Origin of the sequence: Oceanobacillus indicireducens, from assembly GCF_014647195.1 — a bacterium.
GTDB lineage: Bacteria > Bacillota > Bacilli > Bacillales > Amphibacillaceae > Oceanobacillus > Oceanobacillus indicireducens.
The window spans coordinates 42,556-63,640 of the sequence record NZ_BMOS01000017.1 but is presented as its reverse complement, the minus strand read 5'-3'; the positions used below and the strand labels follow the sequence as shown (position 1 = coordinate 63,640).

At 40.2% G+C, this 21,085-nt stretch carries 21 protein-coding genes; 15 read left to right on the top strand and 6 right to left on the bottom strand.

Annotated elements, in window-relative coordinates:
- Window positions 1-25: 25 nt before the first annotated feature.
- A complete protein-coding gene (locus IEX94_RS12365) occupies window positions 26-943 on the bottom strand; it encodes a zinc dependent phospholipase C family protein (RefSeq protein WP_188857842.1) in 918 nt (305 codons plus the stop codon).
- Between the two features lie 414 nt (window positions 944-1,357).
- On the opposite strand from IEX94_RS12365, the gene fumC reads away from it, so the two are divergent.
- The 3 genes from fumC to IEX94_RS12350 all read left to right on the top strand — a co-directional run bounded on the left by fumC (window position 1,358) and on the right by IEX94_RS12350 (window position 3,618).
- Window positions 1,358-2,743: a class II fumarate hydratase gene (gene fumC, locus IEX94_RS12360; protein ID WP_188857840.1), complete on the top strand. Its 1,386-nt coding sequence runs from the start codon at window positions 1,358-1,360 to the stop codon at window positions 2,741-2,743.
- Between the two features lie 184 nt (window positions 2,744-2,927).
- Entirely contained in the window at window positions 2,928-3,128 is a 201-nt protein-coding gene (locus IEX94_RS12355; RefSeq protein ID WP_188857838.1) for an alpha/beta-type small acid-soluble spore protein, read from the top strand.
- A gap of 133 nt (window positions 3,129-3,261) precedes the next feature.
- Window positions 3,262-3,618, top strand: coding sequence for a YlbF/YmcA family competence regulator (locus tag IEX94_RS12350; protein ID WP_188857836.1), 357 nt, complete (start codon window positions 3,262-3,264; stop codon window positions 3,616-3,618).
- Window positions 3,619-3,728: 110 nt separating this feature from the next.
- On the opposite strand, the gene IEX94_RS12345 is transcribed toward IEX94_RS12350, so the two are convergent.
- The gene (locus tag IEX94_RS12345; RefSeq protein ID WP_156854662.1) at window positions 3,729-3,914 is read right to left on the bottom strand and encodes a YhzD family protein; all 186 of its coding nucleotides are present in this window, start codon (window positions 3,912-3,914) and stop codon (window positions 3,729-3,731) included.
- A gap of 136 nt (window positions 3,915-4,050) precedes the next feature.
- On the opposite strand from IEX94_RS12345, the gene IEX94_RS12340 reads away from it, so the two are divergent.
- The 6 genes from IEX94_RS12340 to IEX94_RS12315 all read left to right on the top strand — a co-directional run bounded on the left by IEX94_RS12340 (window position 4,051) and on the right by IEX94_RS12315 (window position 12,083).
- Window positions 4,051-4,950 carry an ABC transporter ATP-binding protein gene (locus IEX94_RS12340; protein ID WP_188857835.1) on the top strand — a complete coding sequence of 300 codons (900 nt, stop codon included), beginning with the start codon at window positions 4,051-4,053 and terminating at the stop codon, window positions 4,948-4,950.
- Window positions 4,943-6,202: an ABC transporter permease gene (locus tag IEX94_RS12335; protein WP_188857833.1), complete on the top strand. Its 1,260-nt coding sequence runs from the start codon at window positions 4,943-4,945 to the stop codon at window positions 6,200-6,202. The genes IEX94_RS12340 and IEX94_RS12335 overlap by 8 nt, the downstream gene beginning before the upstream one ends.
- Before the next feature lie 145 nt (window positions 6,203-6,347).
- The gene (locus IEX94_RS12330) at window positions 6,348-7,586 is read left to right on the top strand and encodes a metallophosphoesterase family protein (protein ID WP_188857830.1); all 1,239 of its coding nucleotides are present in this window, start codon (window positions 6,348-6,350) and stop codon (window positions 7,584-7,586) included.
- Window positions 7,526-10,531: an ATP-binding protein gene (locus IEX94_RS12325; RefSeq protein WP_188857828.1), complete on the top strand. Its 3,006-nt coding sequence runs from the start codon at window positions 7,526-7,528 to the stop codon at window positions 10,529-10,531. The genes IEX94_RS12330 and IEX94_RS12325 overlap by 61 nt, the downstream gene beginning before the upstream one ends.
- 35 nt (window positions 10,532-10,566) lie before the next feature.
- On the top strand, window positions 10,567-11,793 hold the full coding sequence (locus IEX94_RS12320; RefSeq protein WP_188857825.1) for an HD domain-containing protein: 1,227 nt from the start codon (window positions 10,567-10,569) through the stop codon (window positions 11,791-11,793).
- A gap of 98 nt (window positions 11,794-11,891) precedes the next feature.
- Window positions 11,892-12,083, top strand: a complete 192-nt coding sequence (locus IEX94_RS12315; protein ID WP_308425602.1) for a sporulation YhaL family protein — start codon at window positions 11,892-11,894, stop codon at window positions 12,081-12,083.
- A gap of 48 nt (window positions 12,084-12,131) precedes the next feature.
- On the opposite strand, the gene IEX94_RS12310 is transcribed toward IEX94_RS12315, so the two are convergent.
- Window positions 12,132-13,013 (bottom strand): peptidylprolyl isomerase, encoded by an 882-nt coding sequence (locus IEX94_RS12310; protein WP_188857823.1) that lies wholly within the window; start codon window positions 13,011-13,013, stop codon window positions 12,132-12,134.
- A 487-nt stretch (window positions 13,014-13,500) separates the two neighbouring features.
- Here IEX94_RS12310 and IEX94_RS12305 point away from each other — a divergent pair, with 487 nt between their 5' ends.
- Window positions 13,501-13,833 (top strand): DUF1878 family protein, encoded by a 333-nt coding sequence (locus tag IEX94_RS12305; RefSeq protein ID WP_188857821.1) that lies wholly within the window; start codon window positions 13,501-13,503, stop codon window positions 13,831-13,833.
- Between the two features lie 51 nt (window positions 13,834-13,884).
- Here the strand turns inward: IEX94_RS12305 and IEX94_RS12300 are convergent, their stop codons facing one another.
- The 3 genes from IEX94_RS12300 to IEX94_RS12290 form a co-directional block, all read right to left on the bottom strand.
- Window positions 13,885-14,220: a YtxH domain-containing protein gene (locus IEX94_RS12300; protein ID WP_188857818.1), complete on the bottom strand. Its 336-nt coding sequence runs from the start codon at window positions 14,218-14,220 to the stop codon at window positions 13,885-13,887.
- 157 nt (window positions 14,221-14,377) lie between these two features.
- Window positions 14,378-14,899, bottom strand: a complete 522-nt coding sequence (locus IEX94_RS12295) for a tryptophan transporter (RefSeq protein ID WP_156854642.1) — start codon at window positions 14,897-14,899, stop codon at window positions 14,378-14,380.
- A 130-nt stretch (window positions 14,900-15,029) separates the two neighbouring features.
- Window positions 15,030-15,458 carry an HIT family protein gene (locus IEX94_RS12290; RefSeq protein WP_188857816.1) on the bottom strand — a complete coding sequence of 143 codons (429 nt, stop codon included), beginning with the start codon at window positions 15,456-15,458 and terminating at the stop codon, window positions 15,030-15,032.
- A 1,138-nt stretch (window positions 15,459-16,596) separates the two neighbouring features.
- Between IEX94_RS12290 and IEX94_RS12285 the strand changes: the two genes are divergently transcribed.
- The 5 genes from IEX94_RS12285 to IEX94_RS12265 form a co-directional block, all read left to right on the top strand.
- Window positions 16,597-17,343, top strand: coding sequence for an ABC transporter ATP-binding protein (locus IEX94_RS12285; RefSeq protein ID WP_188857814.1), 747 nt, complete (start codon window positions 16,597-16,599; stop codon window positions 17,341-17,343).
- Window positions 17,336-18,550: an ABC transporter permease gene (locus IEX94_RS12280; RefSeq protein WP_188857812.1), complete on the top strand. Its 1,215-nt coding sequence runs from the start codon at window positions 17,336-17,338 to the stop codon at window positions 18,548-18,550. The genes IEX94_RS12285 and IEX94_RS12280 overlap by 8 nt, the downstream gene beginning before the upstream one ends.
- Before the next feature lie 14 nt (window positions 18,551-18,564).
- A complete protein-coding gene (locus IEX94_RS12275; protein WP_188857810.1) occupies window positions 18,565-19,209 on the top strand; it encodes a phosphatase PAP2 family protein in 645 nt (214 codons plus the stop codon).
- A gap of 135 nt (window positions 19,210-19,344) precedes the next feature.
- Window positions 19,345-20,112, top strand: a complete 768-nt coding sequence (liaF, locus tag IEX94_RS12270) for a cell wall-active antibiotics response protein LiaF (RefSeq protein WP_188857807.1) — start codon at window positions 19,345-19,347, stop codon at window positions 20,110-20,112.
- A gap of 12 nt (window positions 20,113-20,124) precedes the next feature.
- Window positions 20,125-21,085: sensor histidine kinase (locus IEX94_RS12265; RefSeq protein WP_229782702.1), on the top strand; the 961-nt coding region annotated here is incomplete at its 3' end.

Below are 21,085 nucleotides of genomic sequence, written 5' to 3'. Positions count from 1 at the left end.
TTTGGTTTTCGGTCTTTTTTTGGTTCTACACAATCGGTTCGCTATATTTATTTACCAATCCGAGTTCGAGGGGTTTTCCTGTATCGTAGGAAATATTTCCGATTAAGCCTTTCAGTTTTTCCATAGAATAAGAAGCACCCTTTTCCCAGTAATTCAACACTTCCGTTACAATATCGATACCTTCCACACGGCTTTCATTATAAAGTTCAATAAAACTTTTATTAGACGGTTCCTTCGTTGCAGGGTGGAACCATGTCGTATGATTTAAATTTAAATAATCGACATTATTATGAATTGGCTGATGGGAATAAGCGGAAATCAAGTTTCCAAGTAATTTATTTTTAATGCCAGAAGGATCTGACAATATTTTTAATGCGAGCAGCATATCCCGGTAAGCTTTTTGAATATAAGTATCATCATCTCTTCTTAAGCTCGGATAGTTTTTATTGATTAGTGCTGCTAACAGCCTTGTAATCCGGGAGTCGAGCTTTCTTCCAATATCAATTTCTTTATAGACAGGAGTTTTCCATGTTTTTAAATTATGGTATTTATCCATCATCAGTGTATCGATTTGAATCTCTAATCGTTGGTGGTCATTACCTTCATAACCAGCACGGAAATGGATGTATGGGTGTGTATTACGATCAAGTACATGATGGGTGACAAAGCCGATAACAAACGCTTTTACCTCTTTGGATTTATTTTTAGCGGCTGCAATCATATCGAGGAGGAATGGTCCACACTGACTCGTATGCAAGGATGTGCCTACTTGATGAACCGGTTCATCCTTTGCCCACGGCCAAAAGTTATAATAGAAAAAAGGATCTGGCCCTTGAGCACCTAATCTCATATAATTCTCAATCTGCTGTGAAAATGGATGTAATTTTCCAACTGTATCAATCACATCTTCACAAAAGAGAATATGCGTCCATATATTTGGCATCGTGATTTCCTCCTTTTTATTAGTAATAAGAAATTATAAAATAAAAATGCTGTGATAACTTAGATATCTAAGTCTAGCCACGTCCGGCTCCAGCACCCAGCTCATCCCGAAGTGTACGTTGCTAGGACGCACAGGATGTGCTAGTACAAACGCTCTTCGGTGGGACGAGTAATCGCAGTCCCAGGCGTTGCGAAGACGATCGCGTTTTTAGCCTGTAAGGGCGCTTCCGCCTTTGTTCAAATAATCGTTTATCTTTTATATAGTATATAGTAAAATTCCACCGTATCACCCCCGTAGTAGTACAAATTTGTGTCAATTGACGCTCAAGGAACCGGGAAAGTAAAGAAGTGTAGTTTCCGGCAAAAATTTGATACAATATAGGAGGTATCATCATAATACAGGGAGGAACTCGAATTGGATTATCGTTTGGAGAAAGATACAATAGGGGAAATTAAGGTTCCTGCAGATAAATTCTGGGGAGCACAAACGCAAAGGAGTAAGCAGAACTTTCCAATTGGTACAGAAAAGATGCCGAAAGAAATTATTCAAGCTTTTGCTGTATTGAAAAAGAGTGCAGCTAAAGTGAATAGTGCACTCGGGCTGCTAGATGAAAAAAAGGCAGATGCAATTGAATATGCAGCAGATGAAGTATTGGCGGGTCGTGTTGATGAACACTTTCCATTAGTCGTCTGGCAAACTGGAAGCGGTACTCAATCGAATATGAACGTAAATGAGGTACTTAGTTTTATTGGTAACGAGTGGCTGGAGCAAGAGGGAAGTGATTTACGTCTTCACCCAAATGATGATGTTAACAAATCCCAAAGCTCAAATGATACATACCCAACGGCGATGCATATTGCCTTTGTTTTAAAGCTTGAGGATCATGTATTACCGGCTGTAGACGTACTGAAAAAGACATTGAAAGAGAAAGCTGATGCATTTGCCGATATTGTAAAAATTGGGCGTACGCACTTACAGGATGCGACACCACTGACGCTCGGGCAGGAAATTAGTGGCTGGCATCGAATGCTTGAAAAAGTAGAAAGTATGATCAAGAGCAGTATTCCGGAATTAAAAGAATTGGCACTTGGCGGAACAGCAGTAGGTACCGGACTGAATGCTCATCCGGAATTTGCTGAACGGGTTGCAAAACAAATTAGTGACTATACAGGGAAAGATTTCGTAACTGCAAAAAATAAATTTCATTCTTTAACAAGCTATGATGAAACCGTATTTGCACATGGTGCTTTAAAAGCGCTTGCAGCAGATATGATGAAGATTGCAAATGATGTGCGCTGGCTCGCAAGCGGTCCGCGTTCGGGTCTTGGTGAAATAACGATTCCATCAAATGAACCAGGAAGCTCGATTATGCCAGGTAAAGTGAACCCGACCCAAAGCGAAGCAGTAACAATGGTCGCTGCTCAAGTAATGGGGAATGACGCAGCGGTAGGCTTTGCTGCAAGCCAAGGAAACTTTGAACTTAATGTCTATAAACCAGTGATAGCTTATAACTTCTTACAATCTGCCGGGCTGTTGGCTGACAGTATAATATCATTCAATGACCGTTGTGCTATTGGCATCGAGCCAAATCATGAAGTGATTGATAAGCATTTAAATGAGTCGTTGATGCTTGTTACGGCATTAAACCCGCATATTGGCTATGAAAATGCAGCGAAAATAGCTAAGACTGCTTTTGAAGAGAATTCAACTTTGAAAGAAACAGCAGTTAAATTAGGATTATTAACGGAAGAAGAATTTGATAAATATGTTGTACCGGAAGAAATGACACACCCAAAATAAGTTTAATGCTTATGAAACGGCTCTGCTTCACAGGATGAAGCGGGGTCGTTTTTTATCACGTATTAACGGTCTGTAATACTGTTTACAGCGAACTGGAATCATAGCTACATTTTACCAGTGAATTTTTGTCATAAGTTTAGTTGTTTTAGCTGACAATAGGATTACAGAAGGAGGTGAAAGTCCAATGGCTAACAATAACTCAAACCAATTAGTAGTTCCTGGTGTACAACAAGCACTTGATCAAATGAAAGTTGAAATTGCTCAAGAGTTTGGTGTTAATCTAGGAGCAGACACAACTTCTCGTGCTAACGGTTCCGTTGGTGGAGAAATTACAAAACGTCTAGTTCGTACTGCGCAGCAACAGCTTAGTGGTGGCGGACAATAACAAAAGCAAATAAATAGTGGGCAGGCAGTGATGCTTGCCCACTTCCATTTTAGAAATCTTACATAAGTTCATGGTATACATTCTCCAATTCATTTGATATAGTAAGGCTATCTTACTTTTGGGAGGCTTTATGATGTCAAATATTTATGATCATGCTTATCATTTGGAAAAAGCAATTCGAGAAAGCACTGATTTCCAAAACTTAAAATCAGCTTATGAAGCAGTAATGAATGATCCGGAGTCTAAGCAAATGTTTGAAAGTTTCCGGGATACCCAGTTGAATTTACAGGAGAAACAAATGCAAGGCTTGGATATTACAGATGAAGAAGTAGAAAAAGCCCGGAATGTAGTTGAGCTTGTACAGGATAATCCGACAATCGCTAAACTTATGGAAGAAGAGCAGCGTTTAAATGTTATTATCGGCGATATTAGCTCGATTATTACAAAACCATTAGAGGAAGTTTATGGCTTTAATCAAGATGAACAGTAAGCATATAAAAAACTCACAGAAATAATATCTGTGAGTTTTTTTATATGGGTAGGAAACTATAAAATAAAAATGAACTTCTAATGGTAGCAACGCCGTCTACCCCTTTGATACTAGCGGTGGAATAAGATTAGTTTCGCTTCGGGGGTGACGCAACGGTGAGTGTGCTCGGAATAATTATGTTCCGCAAGTTTTTCTTCACCAATTTTCTTTGCCTGTTCATCGTTTTCCGCTGTAAATGCTTCATCGAGCAATTTTTCCCCGTCTGGATTGAATACGGTCAGAAAGTATTCTCTCATATGTAATGCTCCTCTCTGTTTATTGCTTTCATTATAATTCATAACTCGAAATTATGCGAAAATAATCGCGGTCGAAAAATAAACGAAACCATTTACTAAGGAAAGCCGTAGTATTAGAAAGGGAGGGGATGGAAGAATGGCACTAATTATTGATCATGTTACGAAACGATTTGGTGAATTTACTGCCGTCGATCAATTGAATTTAAGAATACCGAAAGAAGAGATATTCGGATTTCTTGGGGGAAATGGTGCGGGGAAAACAACGACGTTCCGAATGTTGCTTGGATTATTAGATAAGACGGAGGGAAAAATAACGTGGAACGGGAAAGCGATTGATTATGAGACGAGTAATCTGATTGGGTATTTACCGGAAGAACGTGGACTTTACCCGAAATTAACTGTGAAAAACCAACTCGTGTATTTAGCAAGGCTTCGTGGAATGGAGAAGAAAGCAATTCTGCAAGAGCTTGAAAAATGGTTAGAGCGTTTTAAAGTACCGGAATATATGAATAAGAAAATAGAGGAGCTTTCGAAAGGGAACCAGCAGAAGATTCAATTCATCTCAGCGGTTATCCATCGCCCGGAATTGCTTATTTTAGACGAGCCATTCTCTGGGCTGGATCCAATTAATGTAGAAATGTTGAAAGAAGCTGTCTTGGATTTGAAAGAACAAGGAACGACGATCGTATTCTCGTCCCATCAGATGTCACATGTAGAAGAGTTGTGCCAATTCCTTTGCATTTTACAAAAAGGAAGACCAGTCGTTCAAGGATCGTTACGCGAAATTAAACGATCATTTGGCAAGAAAAATTTACGAATTCATGGCGATTTTCCACTTGACTTTTTAAGGGAATTTCCAGGAGTTGTAAAGTATCGAAGGATGAATGAAGGTTGTGACTTACAGATTTTAAATGAGGCTGTGTCACAAGATATTTTTAAGGAATTACAAGGTAAAGGATTCATCCGCAAGTTTGAGTTGGAAGAGCCATCGTTAAATGACATCTTTATAGAAAAGGTGGGTTCGTCATATGAATAAATTTTGGGTTATTTTAGGCCATACATATTTGGAAAAGTTGAAATCAAAAACTTTTATTATTACGACAGCCCTTATGCTGCTACTCGTTGTTGCTGCGGCTAACTTTCAAACGATTGCAGACTTTTTTGTAGGTGGCGAAGATGAAAAGGACAAAATTGCTGTCATCGACCATTCGGATACACTGTTTGAGCCGTATAAGCAAAGTGTCGAGGCGGCAAACGATTCATTGGAGCTGATTCCTTACGACGACTCGGAGGATGCGGGGAAAGCAGCTGTCGAAGAAGAGGAATTTGCCGCTCTCGTCGTTATGCAAATGAATGAAGAGGGCAGGCCAGAAGCGACCTATTATGCGAATAATATTACCGATTCGTTCACGCAATCCGTCCTTGAGGAGCAATTGCAACAGATAAAAGTTGCGCTATCGATTGAGCAAGCTGGCTTTGATGAACAAGTGATTCAAGAGATTTACGCTCCGGTGAATTTTGAATCGGTGGCGCTCGACCAGGATGCTAAAACATTGGAGGAAATGTTCCAAGCACAAGGCATTGTCTATGTCATGGTTTTCTTTATGTATATGGTTGTCATCTTGTACGGTCAAATGATTGCCCAAGACGTTGCGAATGAGAAATCATCTCGGGTAATGGAAATTTTAATCTCAAGTGCGTCACCGGTGACCCATATGTTTGCCAAAATATTTGGAGTTGCGCTAGTTGGTTTAACACAGATCTTGTTGCTAGTCGGTGTTGGTTACACGCTCATTAGCAGCAGGAAAGAGGAACTCGCCGGAAGTTTCCTTGATGAGGTCGGGTTAGTTGATATTCCGGTGGATCTGATTATTTATGCAATTATTTTCTTTTTACTTGGCTATATGTTATACGCAACCTTGGCAGCGATGCTCGGTTCACTCGTAAGTCGGTCGGAAGATGTTGGTCAGTTGATCATGCCGATGATTATTCTTATTGTTATTGCATTTCTTGTTGCTATCTTTGGACTGGGAGCTCCAGAATCGACAATCGTAACGATCTCATCCTTTATTCCGTTTTTTACTCCAATGGTCATGATTTTGCGAATTGGGATGCTGAGTCTGCCAATTTGGGAAATCGGCTTATCCATTGTGATATTAATCATCTCAATCATTATCCTTGGTCTAATAGGAGCACGAGTATATAAAGGCGGCGTACTCATGTACGGAAGAACAGGCTCCCTCAAAGACTTCACAAAAGCAATCCGCCTCTCGAAAAAAGAAAAATAATATCTAGACTGGGACAGTGGGGTCAGAGCAACTGTCCCAGTTTTTACTGGGACAAATGCTCTGACCCCATGTCCCGTGAATAGAACGTGCATTCTTATTAGTGCTCTGTTAAAATAGAGGTATGATGCTGGACGGAGGTAGGGAAATGGATCGTGAAGTAACGTTTATTCATGCGGCTGATTTGCATCTTGATAGCCCGTTTAAAGGTTTAATGGATATGCCTGCTGAATTATTTGAGGAAATTAAGGAGAGCACCTTCCAAGCACTGCATGAGCTTGTTCGTGCTGCTATTAAAAATAGGGTCGATTTCGTTTTAATTACTGGTGACCTTTTTGATAATGAAAAGCAAAGTTTGAAAGCGCAAATTCGGTTAAAAAAAGCCTTTGAACAATTGAAGGAACAAGAAATTGAAGTGTTTTTAAGTTATGGGAACCATGATTTCCTGAATGGGAATATTCACCAAGTCACTTATCCGGACAATGTTCATCTTTTCCCGGATGAACAGGTGCGTGCCGTCGACTTTTATAAAAACGGAGAAGTACTGGCGAAGATTTATGGTTTCAGCTATGAGAACCGTGCAGTCATTGAAAATAAAACAAGTGAATATGTAATAGAAGACCAGGCTACCGTGCCATTCCATATCGCGATGTTGCATGGGAGCATCCAAGGCAATGAAGAGCATGATACATATGCACCTTTCCGGTTATCCGAACTAATGGAAAAAGACTTCCGTTACTGGGCTCTTGGCCATATACATAAGCCTGCTGTTTTAAAAGAAGATCCGTATATCGTCTACCCAGGTAATATTCAAGGCAGACACCGCAAGGAAACTGGGGAGAAGGGATGTTATCTCGTTCAGTTAACAGAAAGTCAAACGACCCTCGAATTTATCCCGCTAAATCGAATTTTGTTTGTCCCGCTCACGGTTGATGTGTCCGAATGTGAGGCAGCCTATCAGCTTGAAACAATCCTGACGGAGAAACTTAAAACAATGAAAACAAGCAAGCCGCAGCTCATCGACCTTACACTTCAAGCGAACGATTCAACATTACGAAATTGGCAAACGGACGGGCAACTGGAAGATATTGTGGAAATAATAAATGAATCTTTCACTACGAATTCGAATTGGCGCTATATTTTTCATGTGCAGCTAGATATACAAGAAATGTTTGAGTTAAGGGAAACTCAGGATGGGGAGCATTTTATCGGTGAACTCCAGCGGACTTTTGAAAGGAACTCTGGAATGGAGTATTTAGAACAACTTTATCAGCACCGTCAAGCCCGGAAATTTTTGGAGCTTCCATCCCAAGAGGAAGTATCGGAATGGAAAGAAACAGCACGGTCCAGTCTGTTCGACCAACTGTTGAAAGGGGGAAGGCGATGAGATTTGTTCGTGCCAAATTATTTGGTTTTGGAAAATGGGTCGATAAGGAATTTGATTTTAATGCCAGTCCACTTTTTATTTACGGGGAAAATGAGTCGGGCAAATCGACGCTCCATCAATTTATATTGTTTATGCTATTTGGGATGCAGCCGAAAGAGCGGAAGTTTTACCAGCCGAAGATGAGTAGCAAATTAGGTGGGCAATTAGTTATTGAAGATCCAAAAGTCGGTACTTACACGATTGAACGTTTCGATGATAAACATAACGGGAAAGCAGTATGCTTCACTTCTTCTGGCGATACCTATGACGAAGCTTGGTTAAAAGAACGGCTTCAGGGAATGAATCTAGCTACCTATGAAGCTATATTCTCTTTTTCAGCTCTTGATTTGAACGCAATTAAACAAATGCAGGAAGAAAATCTTGGTGATGTATTGCTCAGTATCGGATTGACCGGCTCGAGCAATATCTATGAATTAGAGAAACAGCTGGACAACCGGCTCGGGGAGATGTTTAAACCCTATGGGAAAAATCCGGCAATCAACAAGCAATTGCAAGTTGTCGAGCAACTAGGGGATGAACTTGCCGTTATCCAAAAAGAAGAGTCCACTTATCGCAAAAAAGTTCTTGAATCCCTTGAGCTCGAGGATACGTTAAACAAGCTTAAGCGCCAGCAAGCAAATCTGACAGGAGAAATTCGCACGGTAACGAAGAAACTCACAGCGCTACCAGTCCTGAAAGAATTCCAGCATCTCAACAAGAAACAAGAGCAATATGAAACAACCTATAACTTTCCTGCAAACGGCATCGCACGCCTTGAAAAACTACACGACGCACTGCGACCACTTGAAAGTGAACTCGCAGTTTTGCAGAGTAATGAAGAAAATTACCGCGATAACGCTTCCCAATTAGAAAATCAGCGCTTGGCCGAATCGACAGTTGAAACGTTAAAAATTCAAAGACGTCACAAAGAACGATACACAGTTTTAAAAAATACAGAAGAAAACTTGTATCAGCGGAAAGTGGAACTTACGAAGAAAATTACGAATGAGCTAACGGATTTACAATTAAAGATAGATGCGGCCGAACTTCAGGACTTATCCTTACCCTTTTATATTGAAGAAACATGGAAGCAAATCAAAGCAGATAAAGAGAAGCTTGAACAGGAAAGAATCAGTCTTGAAACGGAAAAGAACGGATTAATGGAAGAAGAAAATTACTTGCAAGCAAAACTCGGTGAGATAAAATCCACGCTTTTACCGGAAGAAGAAGTCGCGTCGTTGAAACGGAAACTGGAAAAAGGGAAGGAACAGGAACAACTGGAACGTCTGTATGAAGCAAGTATGAATCAGCAGCAATCTTTTGCAGAAGACAAGAAACAAAGAATCAAGCGTGCGAATCAACTATTTTTAATTGGAATCATCCTTGCTATCTTCTCGACGGTTCTTGCGTTTGGTATGGACGTGTCTTTACTTTATGGTGCTGCACTGTTTCTATTTCTGCTTGCGACGGGACAATATTTATTTCATAAACAGCATGTCAAAGCTATGGAGAAGCTCATCCGGTCCCAACCAGGAGTAAGTAATGCGCAAAAATTATCGGTTGAGGAAGTATACCGCATGCAAAGTCAGCTTGAAGCAGAGGATGAAAAGTTGCGTGAATTAAAAGCTGTACAATCGGATATTCAAAAACAGCAAATAAACATTCTCAAATGGGAAGAAAAAGAACGTATGTATTTGGAAAAGGTAAGACGACTCACGGATCAAACGGAAGAACAGCTTATGTTATATCCGTTCCTTGAACCGATTAATAGCAGTTACTGGCCAGACTATTTTAATCGAATCAAGGAACTGCTTCGCCTACAAAACGAATGGGATCGCTTAGTAAAAGAAATGGAAGAGATTCAGATGGAAGAAAAGCAAATAGAAGAAGAACTGATCACTTATCTTCATCAATTCGGGGAAACTTCGATTGGATCACTGGCGGAAGCTTTTCTATTTATTGAGCAAACATTAGAAAAAGAAGTGGAGCTAGAGCAAAGAATCAACCAGATTCATGAATTAATCGATCACACTCAGGAACAGAAGGAAAATATGTTAAAACGCATAGCAGTGCACCAGCAAGAGCTAGCCGAGCTTTTACAGCAAGCTCAAGTGGAAACGGAAGAGGAATTTTACAAGCTGGCAAATTATCTTACAGAAAAAAGAGAGCTGGAAGCAGCACTGGAAGCGAATAAACAGCAGCTCGACTCGATTTTCCCGCAGCATTCTTGGGCGAGTATTGTGAAAGAAGAGCTCGATCCATTTAGTTTGGAGGAACGCGCGCAAGCACTCGAATCTCTTGCAGCCACGACGGAAACTGAAATAGACGAAATTCAAAAGAAACTTACCGAAGTGAATATGGAATTAAAAAGACTCGAAGGCTCCGATGCTTATTCATCGAAGCTCCATCAATTTGAAATGGAAAAGGAAAAATTAAACCAACTTGCAAAAGATTGGGCGATTGCTAACATGCAAAGAGAAATGTTAGCTGAGACAAAGCAACGATACCAGAAGAAATATTTAACAAAAGTAGTGGAAGAAACAACTACTATTTTACATACCATTACGGATGGACGTTATACGAACGTTTTTGCACCGAAAGAGAAGGGGACGTTTCAAGTAATGTCGGCGGAAGGATTGCGCTTTAACGTGAATGAACTTTCTCAAGGGACAGTGAACCAGCTTTATGTTTCTTTGCGTCTTGCGATTAGTAAGGTCATGACAGAGAAACATCAGCTTCCTTTCATTTTGGATGATGCATTCGTTCACTTTGACGAGCTACGTGTCGAGCGAATGATCCGTGTCCTTCAAGAGATTGCAACGAAGCAGCAGGTCATTATGTTTACTTGTAAATCAGACGTGCGAACGGTTTGTGAGAGAGAGAATATTCCAAGTGTCTATGTATAAAGACGTGGTAAATTTATGTTTATGGAGGGAAGAGGATGAACGAGCAGCAACACTATTTCTATGGGTTGATTCCGGTTGAAGTTCGGATGACGCCGGAAAGAAAGGAAGAGATATTACAGCAATACCCGGTTCCGATTCTTCCGGACGAGGGAGCAACTTTTGAAATTGACCAGGAAGCAAAGGGAAATAGCGTCACATTAAGGCTCCTTTTAAATGAAGTGAATGTCCAGACGACAAAGACAAATAAGCAATTTTTAAAAATGACGTTCAGTAATAATACGGGAACGATACAAGCGAAAATGTGGGATAATCAAGGAGCTGTTGAGAAAAACTTGCCATTGCTAGAAGCATACTCTGTTTTTGATGTAGATGCGGTAGTTGATGAGTTTCGCGGCTTTAAGTCGCTTACGATCCAGCGCCTTGAACCTTGTGACGGAGAAATTGATCCATTTTCCTATTTGCCTTATACAAAACAGAGTATTGAAGATTATACGGTGGAAATTTTCTCTTATATCGATGAACTATCCAGCCCGTATCGTGAATTTTCTATAGCTGTTTTGGATCAGTTCTGGCAAGAATTTTCCATTAGTCCTGCCGCAAAAGGATTCCATCACAATTATTTAGGTGGTTTATTGAAGCACACAGTCGGTCTCATGCGCTTTGCCCGTTATATCGTGAAGCAGGAAGAAAATCCATTTCAAGCTGTGATGAAATTAATTCAAATCGTCGAGAAAGCTTACAAACAGGAATTGTGGTCGAATTACCAGTCAGAGGAAAGATGGGTGAGACCGGTCTGGCAAGAGACAATTGATCACCTCTATCAAATGCTCGCTGGGATGATGGATCATAAAGATGAAGTTGCGAACTATGATGCACTGCTTACTAGTATTCTTTTACACGATATCGGGAAAATGCTGGAATATGATTTTGCCGGAAAGCATTATGAATCGTTTGACTTTCTTTATCCGACGGCCGATAAGAGCAGTTTACAAAAAAGAAAGCAGGCAGGAATAGCGATGGATGAACTTGGTGTGATGATAGGCCATATTCCATATGGGACATTAATCCTTACAAAAATGGTTGAGCGAGAGGGGATAGCATTTACGATAGAAGATATCCATCTCATGTCGCATTGTATCCTCTGTCATCACGGTCTGCCGGAATGGGGAGCAAGTGTGAAACCACAAACTATTGAAGGTTATCTGATTCATATCGTCGACTACTTGGACAGCAGATATGAGAACACAGAAACTGTGAAATAGGAATTTCCTTCCGAACTTCCTTTTCCGCTGGAGAGGAATTTTTGTCCGTTTCTTTTCATATAGTTAGATAGAAACACTTGGACAAGGAGGGGGAAAAGATGATAATTGGCGGTGTTCCTTTATGGGTATTTATTGTCATCTTATTAGTATTCTTCAGCGGTTATATGGCTTTTCGCGCAATGCAGACGGATAGGAAAGTAGACCAGGAATTTATAGAAAGAGAAGGCGAAATATACATGGAGCGGATGAGAGAAGAAAAAGAGAGAAAAGCGCTTCGTGAGCAAGAATAATAATATAAAAAAAGCTACTTTCTAAAATGAAAGTAGCTTTTTTCTATGTTAGCCTTCTGCTCCATCTTCTTCTGGCTCAACAGGCTCAAACATATCTTCAAATTTATCGATTTTCACTTTTACATCTGCATCTTGCAGGATGTTGTCAATTTTCGTAGCAGCTTGGGACATGTCCATCTTCGCAATTTGTAGATCTCTACGGATATCTTCTTTCACATCTTCCAGCTCTTCCACATCTTCTACATCACGAATGTCATTTACTTTAATAATATGGAATCCATATTGTGATTCAACAGGATCACTGATTTCGCCAACTTCCATATTGTAAGCAGCATCTTCAAACTCAGGAACCATACTACCAGCCGTGAAATAGCCAAGTTTTCCTTCGTCTTGTGCAGAACCGTCTGTGGAGTATTCCTTGGCCAATTCACCGAAATCTTCGCCGTCATCAAGTTTTTCCTTCACTTCATTAGCTGTTTCCTCGTCGGCAACGAGAATATGCTGGGCATCGATTTCAGTCTTGGATCGATCGTAGCGTTGTTCGATTTCTTCATCCGTAATCTCAATATCTTCAGCTAAAGCTTGTTCTTGCAAGAGACTGAGATAGAGGACATCGGCATAATCTTCTTCGCTCTCAAAGCCGCTCTGTTGCAGAACCATATCAAAGTTCTCACCGAACTGTTCCTTTGCTAATTCAATTTCTTCCTCAATCATTTCATCTGTAACTTCATATTTATCTTCTAAGACCTTAACAGTAACTAATTCTCTTAGTACTTCTTCCCCGTATCGATCTTTTAATTCCTCATAAAATTCGTCTTTTGTTACATTTCCTGCGCTCGTTTCTACTACTGTTTCCGAGTCATCCCCGCTACAGGCTGATAGGGTGATAACACCAACAGTAAATAAAGCAGCTATGGCAAATTTCTTCATGTAGAACACTCACTCCTAATCATTATGTCTTTACATTAATCACATTTTTAAATATATCATACTTTATGATGAAATAAATAGTAAAACAGCGAATACCTAACAAATACCTTTAAACTGCCACATTTAGAATACGGAGATATGAACAAACGAGCATCGTGACCATAATCATGTTGATCACTTTATATACCCGCTTTGATTTAAGTTCATTAAGTTCCATTTTCCGGCAGAAGTTATACGTCATAGTATTGAAAATTAATAAAATGATAAAAGCAAAAAAGAGATAGAAAATAAACAATCAAAGCCCCCCTGTATTTTTCCAAATCTATATCCTCTACTTTACCAAAAAATCGGCTAGCTGAACAGTCCCAATCGAAGTCGTAAATAGGGTTAGGGTGTATTAAATCTTCTATCAAATGAAATTGTATGATATGATTTACATACTCAATTAATTAGCGGTAAAGGTCTTGTGGCAGGAGGTGGGACGAAAATGAAGGAACAGAGCAGTACAATAACTTCTTTTCAAATTCAGTTGCTTTCAAGAATTATTGATATGGATGAATATCCTTTTTTAAAATTGGTGATTGAACAGAATATTAGTGAAGAAGAGTATGATGAATTATTCGCCCATCTCAAGATCCAGCAAGCTATGTATGAGGAACAGAAAAATGAAGGTTTATTAGATTTCAGTTCGCTCCTCATCGAATTTGCCGGGTTATTAAATGAAAAACTGGATCCAACAACAACGATTTATGCCCTTCGTAAAGAAAATTATTTCCCCGAACTAATGGATGAATATATAAAAATTTTACAAGAATCATAAATACGTGATAAAAAATCAGGACGCAGCCCTTAACTCACGTCCTGATTTTTATTAAATGCTTTTTACTTTATTCTCAAGGTCTCTTAGGCTTGCTTCGATTTGTTCGAGATAATGGTAAATTCCCTCTTGATGGGGTTCTACAGTTTCTTTCCATTCTTCCACCGATTTCTTCATCTCGTCCGTTAATTCCTTTACAATTACAACGCCTTCCTTAGAAGTTTCACGCAATTGAACTTTCAAATTATTGATCAGATTCAACATATCAATGAACTGATCTTTCAGGCAGTTCCTGACATCACGACCTGATACAGGTGTACTCAATAATGCTGCTGAAGCGCCAATTGCGCCACCAACAAGAATTCCAAGAACTATTGATTTACTAGACATAACAGATCTGCTCCCTTCTGCTTATACTGCTATCTTTCACCATTCCCGGATAAACGAAACATGGGAAATGATTCTCTATTTCCATTATAACAGATTTATTACCTGGTGCTAATTCTTTCGTAAAAAAATCCTCTAATCGAAATTAGAGGATTTAAGTTTACGATACTGATATTGGATTGGACCGTCTGAAGATACCTTGCACAATCGGATAAACAACTACCATAATTACTGCATTCACTGCCATTGCAGGAAGAACAACGAGCAGGAAGAGGGAAATCAATCCACCTTCTGGAATACCTGCAATCAGGGAGATGACCGTAATGAAGATCGAACCACTGATCAAAGTCCCAATACCAGCAAGGGCAGGGGCTGTAATGTTTTCGTTTAAACGACCCTTTAGTGCGAGGAAAATCGCCAGAACAAGAAAAGCGGTGATTGGTTTATCTATAACGTTTGCAATTTGACCACCGGGTGCTCCGGTTGTTAGTGCTGACATGATTCCCGTTGCTAAGGAAAGCACGAGAACGTATTTCGGTTTCGGGAATAAGAAAATCCCGAGGAACATCATGGACAACAACATATCCGGCTTCACTCCGAAGAATAACGGTGGGATAATTGCATGTAACACCGCACCAATCCCTACAAGTAACGACAATATAACTAGAACTTTAACTTTCATTCTAAACCTCTCCTATTCTCTTCTCATCTAAGGTTTCCAACTGTACACTCATTGTCAGTTGCGAAACGTTAGATTTATTATACCAGAAGTACCCGGAAATGAATAGGGAATTTTTTATACAATTCTGTTACTATTTCACGTTACCGCGGATTTCTCCTGCGATTTGTTGTAAGTCTTCGTTCGTATACTGATCACCATGAACTGTCCAGCCAAGATCATAACCATCGCCTTCACCGTAACGCGGAATGAGGTGGAGATGTAAATGGAATACTGATTGTTCTGCAGCAGCTTCGTTATTATTCAACACGTTCATTCCTTTTGGCTCATATGCTTCTTTAATCGCATTAGCTATCTTAGGAACACGCTCAAATAACTCTCTTGCTACCTCTGGCGGTGTTTCATAAATATTTTTCGTATGTGTCTTAGGAATAATCAATGTATGCCCCTTCGTTACTTGACTAATATCTAAGAAGGCATAGACATGCTCGTCCTCATATACCTTTGCAGATGGGACTTCCCCTTCTATGATTTTACAAAAAATACAATCTTCATGACTCATAAAGCCTTCACTCCTTCTATGTATTTGTACATCTATTGTACCTGGTATGGCGTGAAAATTCAAAATTCAAAAGCTTTGACTCTCCTACTGAAATAACGATCTTGGTTTAGTAATAAATACGCCAAAAAAGAAACAGGACTGGTCCAAGGGGGAGGACCAGCCTGCTTTAAGAAGACAGCGGATACAACATGCAGCAGCTTACTAGTGGGGAAGGTAAACGAAAATTGGAGTGAAAAAATTTCGTTCACACAAATCTTTTCTTAAAAGTTAAAGAAATTAATTTTTAAGGAAAGATTTAAGGATTTTAAAGCGTTCCTGCAATTATTGTTATTTGCGTGTAACACAGAATCCAGGCATTTCTAACACCTCACTTGTGATACAGTCAAATCACTTTGTATATTCGCTGTCTTCAGTTCTTATTTTGTTTCGTTTCCTGTTTCTTATTCATCCAAATAATAAGACTCAATTTTCTTTCGCATCCTGAAATAGTGGATTGCTTTCACCTAGCGTAAGTGTGTTTTTGTTCGTTCACTAATTTAGAGTTCTAATCGCCGTTCAGTTGCCCGGAGGACGGATGCGCATCCTAAGGCACAGCCGAAGCCTCGACGCACAGGACGTGCTGATGCAGACGTTGCCACATACGAGAGCGTTCTTAGTCTGCCTCGGGCTATCGCCCTGTGGGGTCTCCGGACTCGTGCTATTCCCGCAGGAGTCACCGTCCTCCGGGAAACTGAACTGGTAAAGAGGGTTATTGTTATTGGAAAATATCCCTTCTCGATAGAAGTTCTATTCCCGTATAATAAAAAGTGCTCTAAATTAATTTTTTTCTCAGAGCAGTCCAGACACCTCGAGACTCCTGCGGGAGGCCGGCTAAGAACGGTCACGTCCTGTGACCAACGTCGGCATTAGAACTTCCTGTTCGTCGATAGGCTTGGTGAGACCCCGCAGCGGCTTGCCCGCGAGGAGGCTCACCAGCCGCCCGCGGAAAGCGAGAGGTGTCTGGACTGCGGACCTCCAGGAGAAAGGTTGCACTTACGCTAAGTGAAGACGAGGGATAAAACGGGGGAGCCGCGGTATATTTTGGCAAGCGAAAGTAAAGATGATAAAATTAATGAAAGTATGAAGGAGGTAAGCTCACGTGGATTCTTTGTTACATATTGATAACGTACATGGTGGTTACACCCATAAAAACGTATTACATGGAATATCTTTTGACGTGTATCCAAATGAAATTGTCGGCCTGATCGGACTCAACGGAGCAGGAAAGAGTACAGCGATTAAACATATAATCGGTCTAATGCAACCGAAAAAAGGCAAAATTATTGTAAATGGAAAGACGTTCCGAGAAAACCCGACAACTTACCGTGGCCAAATGGCATATATCCCGGAAATGCCGATTCTTTATGATGAATTAACGCTGTATGAACATCTCAAGCTTACGGCGATGACCTATGATATACCAGAGAATGTATTTGAAAACAGACTTGATCCATTACTGAAGGAATTTCGCATGGAGAAAAAACTGAACTGGTTTCCTGTTCATTTTTCAAAAGGAATGCGTCAAAAAGTAATGATCATGTGCGCTTTTTTAATTGAACCACCGCTTTATATTGTGGATGAACCGTTTGTTGGACTTGATCCGCTTGGGATTTCCTCCTATTTACAGCTAATGGAAGATATGAAACAAAAGGGTTCCGGCGTATTGATGTCGACACATATTCTTGCTACTGCAGAAAGGTATTGTGATCGTTTTATCATTATCCATGAAGGTGAAATTAGAGCTTATGGCACGTTAGAAGATTTGCGGGAAAGTTTCGGAATGCCAGGAGCAACATTAGATGATTTATATTTACGCTTAACGAAGGAAGAGGATAGCAATGTTTGATTCCCATGCCTTTTATAAAAAACGGCTAGCTTCCCATATGAAAGAATTAGGCCGCTATATGCGTTATATTTTTAATGGGCATATTGCTTTTGCATTATTCTTCTTCATTGCTGCGGTTGCTTATTATTACCAAGCATGGCTTCAGCAGCTTCCGGAAAATTTCCCGACTGCTGCTATCATCGGAATTGCTTTCGGGCTCGTTGTGAGTTACAGTCCCGTCCGAACATTACTTCAGGAACCTGACCTTGTTTTCCTAATCCCTGCCGAAGAGAAGATGAAACCTTATTTCCGGAACTCAATCATTTATAGTTTTGTCATTCAACTTTATTTGATTCTGCTTGTCGCGGCGGCATTAGGTCCGTTATATACGGCAAGTTTTCCAGAAAGGGAAGGGAATCCTTACTTACTTACTATTACGATCCTGTTTATTTTTAAAGTGGCCAATCTCCTTGCAAACTGGTGGATGTACCGGATTAGAGATCGCAATCACCGCCGGCTGGAAATATTTGTGCGGATGGTAATGAATGTTCTTGTCTTTTATTTCATGATTGCAGGTGAAATGCTTGGTGCCTGTATCGTGACTATTCTTTTTGCAACTCTTTTCCTTTACGATTATGTTTTAGCGGCAAAGCAAGCAGGAGTAGTTTGGGATCTGTTGCTTGAAAAGGATCAGAATAGTATGCAGACATTTTACCGGATTGCGAACATGTTTAGCGATGTGCCGCATATTAAGACTAGAGTAAGAAAGCGACAATGGCTCGTTTCACTAGTTACAAGAAATATCCCATTTGAAAAACGACACACCTTTGATTATCTGTACAGGATTACATTTGTTCGGAGTGGAGATTATGTTGGGATGTACGTCCGTTTAATCATTATTGGTGGATTATTCATCTATCTCATCCCTAATATTTGGGTGAAGCTGTTATTTGTTATACTGTTCCTTTATATGAGCAGCTTCCAGATGATGACCCTTTACCAGCATCACCGAACGATTATGTGGCTTGACATTTATCCGATTGAAAAAACGGACAGGCAGCAATCTCTTGTAAAATTGATTTTTCAACTTACAATCTTACAAACGGTTTTATTTGCTTGTATTTTTATCATCATGCAGGAATACGCCGGATTTCTCTTTGCAATGATTGTTGGCGTAAGTTTCACCTATTTATTCGTGAACGGCTATGTCAAACGGAAGTTAAGCTAGATTGGGGATTGCTAATGAAGGCTAGAAAGAATATTTTGTTCGTTATTTTTGTCGCTTTAATACTGATTACAGGCATATGGGTACTGCAGCTATCGCAAGGGAAAATGCCTTATCTTGATCAAATTACAAGAAGGTTTGTCGATTCGCTCGGTCAATCGTTTCTCCTGGAGCCTTTCCAATTGATCACACATCTTGGCTCCAGTTTCTTTTTGTATCCTTTTGTCGCAATTGTTACGATACTTTTATTTATTTGGTTTAAGCATTGGCTGCCAGCTTTCTTTTTCGGTGGCGGTATTTATCTCACGCATAAGGTTAATGAAGTAATCAAGCTCTTCGTAACAAGGGAACGTCCGAGTATTTCTGTAAGCCTCAATGCGGAGGGCTACAGTTTCCCGTCTGGACATGCGATGCTTTCCATTGTTTGCTACGGACTGCTTGCTTATTTCATTACGCGTCAATTAAAGTCTAAAAGACTGATTTTAACAGTGCAAATTGCCTGCGGGATTCTGATATTGTTAATTGGAATTAGTAGGTACATTATCAACGTTCATTACTTAACTGATGTATTCGCTGGCTTCATTATTGGATTCCTTCTCTTAATCGGTTTTATTTTCCTATATGAAAGGTTGATTAAGAAAGTATCTCCGTCTAAAGACTGAGATGGAAGCAATCTAGGGAAGGTTTACGGATGGAGGCTGGACCGGTAGACTGAAGAGGAATAGAAAGAGAGCGCGGATTGCCAATTGGGTTCTAATCATTCTCTTTCCTTATGTTAAAAAGAAAGAGTGATGCGAATGAGACATTTTTTTCAATACTTTATTGCGATATTTTTAATCGGTGCCGGCATCATGCTTGTGCTTGCTAATATTGGAATCATGGATTTCGGATTCCGCAGCCTCTGGCACTATGTTTATCCAGTGTTCATTCTCGTTCTCGGGCTCAAATGGCTGTTCGATTATTTCCGGAAACGGGGAACCCACTGGTTTCTCGGCATCTTCCTTACCGTATTTGGGGGATTATTATTCCTCGATCGGTTTGAGATCCTCACGTTTTACTTTAAAGACGTAGTGAAGCTCTGGCCGTTATTCATTATTTATTTCGGTTTTGTTATGATTGGCTTTGGAAGAGGTAGAAGGTATATTCATATTTTAAGGGAAGGTAGCCCGAACTGGAGGAAACGTCAAGATATGCCGGTGAAGACACAGAACTTCACCATCGGGAGCCAGGAGTACAGTGAACCGAACTGGAAGGTAGAACCGATGAATATTAATACGCTTGCGGGAGACTTTTATCTTGATTTTTCGAAAGCATTTATCCCGGAGAAGGAGATTCCGATTTTCATCCATTCGCTCGCTGGTGATGTTCATATACTAATGCCGGAGAATGTTGATTTCCGAATTGAAGCAAATGTGAAGGTCGGGGATATTAACGTCATTGGTAATGTTTCAGAAGGAATCAGTCGTTCCTACTCATATGAAACAGATAATTATGAAGAAGCTGTAAGAAAGATTGACTTTTACATCCGATTAAAAGCAGGGAGTATTCGAGTTGACCAGGTGTAGGGGGAGAAGGCATTGAAGAAGAGATTTTCAAGCATCCGTTATATTTTTATCCATTCCCATTTGTCAGGACTTCTCCTATCTACTGTGACACTCCTTGCAATCCTGCTATCGCTTTATGTTCTATTTGAACCCGGCTGGCTCAATCCGTTAGCGATCTTCCTCTTTACCGGGTTGTATGTTTTTATCGGATTAATTATTGCCGTCTATACAGGCTTCAGGTCAAGCGGGAATTTTAAAACGAGGCTGGATACTCTTTCCGTTCTAATTACACAATTTGCGAATGGCAATTACCAATCGAGTGTTCACTTTGAGGAAAATGACGAGGTCACTAGAATAGGTAATGAATTGAATGAATTAGGGAAAAAGTTGCAAGATCAGGTGAAATCATTACAGCGGATGGCGGATGAGAAGTCAGAACTTGCAAAATCTGCTCATAAATCAGCAGTAATAGAGGAGAGGCAGCGACTTGCGCGGGATCTCCACGATGCGGTGAGTCAGCAATTATTCGCGCTCACGATGATGTCGGAAGCAGCTGTAAAGCAAATGGAAGCAAGACCAGAGGTAGCAAAGAAGCAAATGAAGGAAGTTGCTGCAATGGCACTGCAAGCGCAAACGGAGATGCGGGCACTACTTTTGCATCTGAGACCCGTGTATTTATCAGGTGAGCCTTTACATGAAGGGATTAAAAAATTAGTGGAAGAATTGCAAATGAGAAGCCCAATCGATTTCCGGGTGGAAGTAGAAGATGATCTCGTCTTATCAGACACAAAGGAAGAACATGTTTTTCGGATTATTCAAGAGGCTTTCTCCAATATTTTACGTCACGCAAACGCTACAATTGTTCAGGTAAATATCAGAAATTTGCGTCATGAATTATTTATCCATATTCGTGATAATGGGAAGGGTTTCGATGTTTCAACGAATAGGGATAAGAAGACATCTTACGGATTGAAGACGATGCGGGAGCGAAAAA

Coding starts and splice junctions, on each gene's coding strand:
- IEX94_RS12300 (WP_188857818.1), bottom strand. CDS start 14,220: ATGTCTAGTAAATCAATAGTTCTTGGAATTCTTGTTGGTGGCGCAATT.
- IEX94_RS12310 (WP_188857823.1), bottom strand. CDS start 13,013: ATGAAGAAATTTGCCATAGCTGCTTTATTTACTGTTGGTGTTATCACC.
- IEX94_RS12340 (WP_188857835.1), top strand. CDS start 4,051: ATGGCACTAATTATTGATCATGTTACGAAACGATTTGGTGAATTTACT.
- IEX94_RS12345 (WP_156854662.1), bottom strand. CDS start 3,914: ATGAGAGAATACTTTCTGACCGTATTCAATCCAGACGGGGAAAAATTG.
- IEX94_RS12290 (WP_188857816.1), bottom strand. CDS start 15,458: ATGAGTCATGAAGATTGTATTTTTTGTAAAATCATAGAAGGGGAAGTC.
- IEX94_RS12320 (WP_188857825.1), top strand. CDS start 10,567: ATGAACGAGCAGCAACACTATTTCTATGGGTTGATTCCGGTTGAAGTT.
- IEX94_RS12275 (WP_188857810.1), top strand. CDS start 18,565: ATGAAGGCTAGAAAGAATATTTTGTTCGTTATTTTTGTCGCTTTAATA.
- IEX94_RS12355 (WP_188857838.1), top strand. CDS start 2,928: ATGGCTAACAATAACTCAAACCAATTAGTAGTTCCTGGTGTACAACAA.
- IEX94_RS12295 (WP_156854642.1), bottom strand. CDS start 14,899: ATGAAAGTTAAAGTTCTAGTTATATTGTCGTTACTTGTAGGGATTGGT.
- IEX94_RS12280 (WP_188857812.1), top strand. CDS start 17,336: ATGTTTGATTCCCATGCCTTTTATAAAAAACGGCTAGCTTCCCATATG.
- IEX94_RS12315 (WP_308425602.1), top strand. CDS start 11,892: ATGATAATTGGCGGTGTTCCTTTATGGGTATTTATTGTCATCTTATTA.
- IEX94_RS12335 (WP_188857833.1), top strand. CDS start 4,943: ATGAATAAATTTTGGGTTATTTTAGGCCATACATATTTGGAAAAGTTG.
- IEX94_RS12325 (WP_188857828.1), top strand. CDS start 7,526: ATGGAAAGAAACAGCACGGTCCAGTCTGTTCGACCAACTGTTGAAAGG.
- IEX94_RS12365 (WP_188857842.1), bottom strand. CDS start 943: ATGCCAAATATATGGACGCATATTCTCTTTTGTGAAGATGTGATTGAT.
- IEX94_RS12305 (WP_188857821.1), top strand. CDS start 13,501: ATGAAGGAACAGAGCAGTACAATAACTTCTTTTCAAATTCAGTTGCTT.
- liaF (WP_188857807.1), top strand. CDS start 19,345: ATGAGACATTTTTTTCAATACTTTATTGCGATATTTTTAATCGGTGCC.
- IEX94_RS12330 (WP_188857830.1), top strand. CDS start 6,348: ATGGATCGTGAAGTAACGTTTATTCATGCGGCTGATTTGCATCTTGAT.
- IEX94_RS12350 (WP_188857836.1), top strand. CDS start 3,262: ATGTCAAATATTTATGATCATGCTTATCATTTGGAAAAAGCAATTCGA.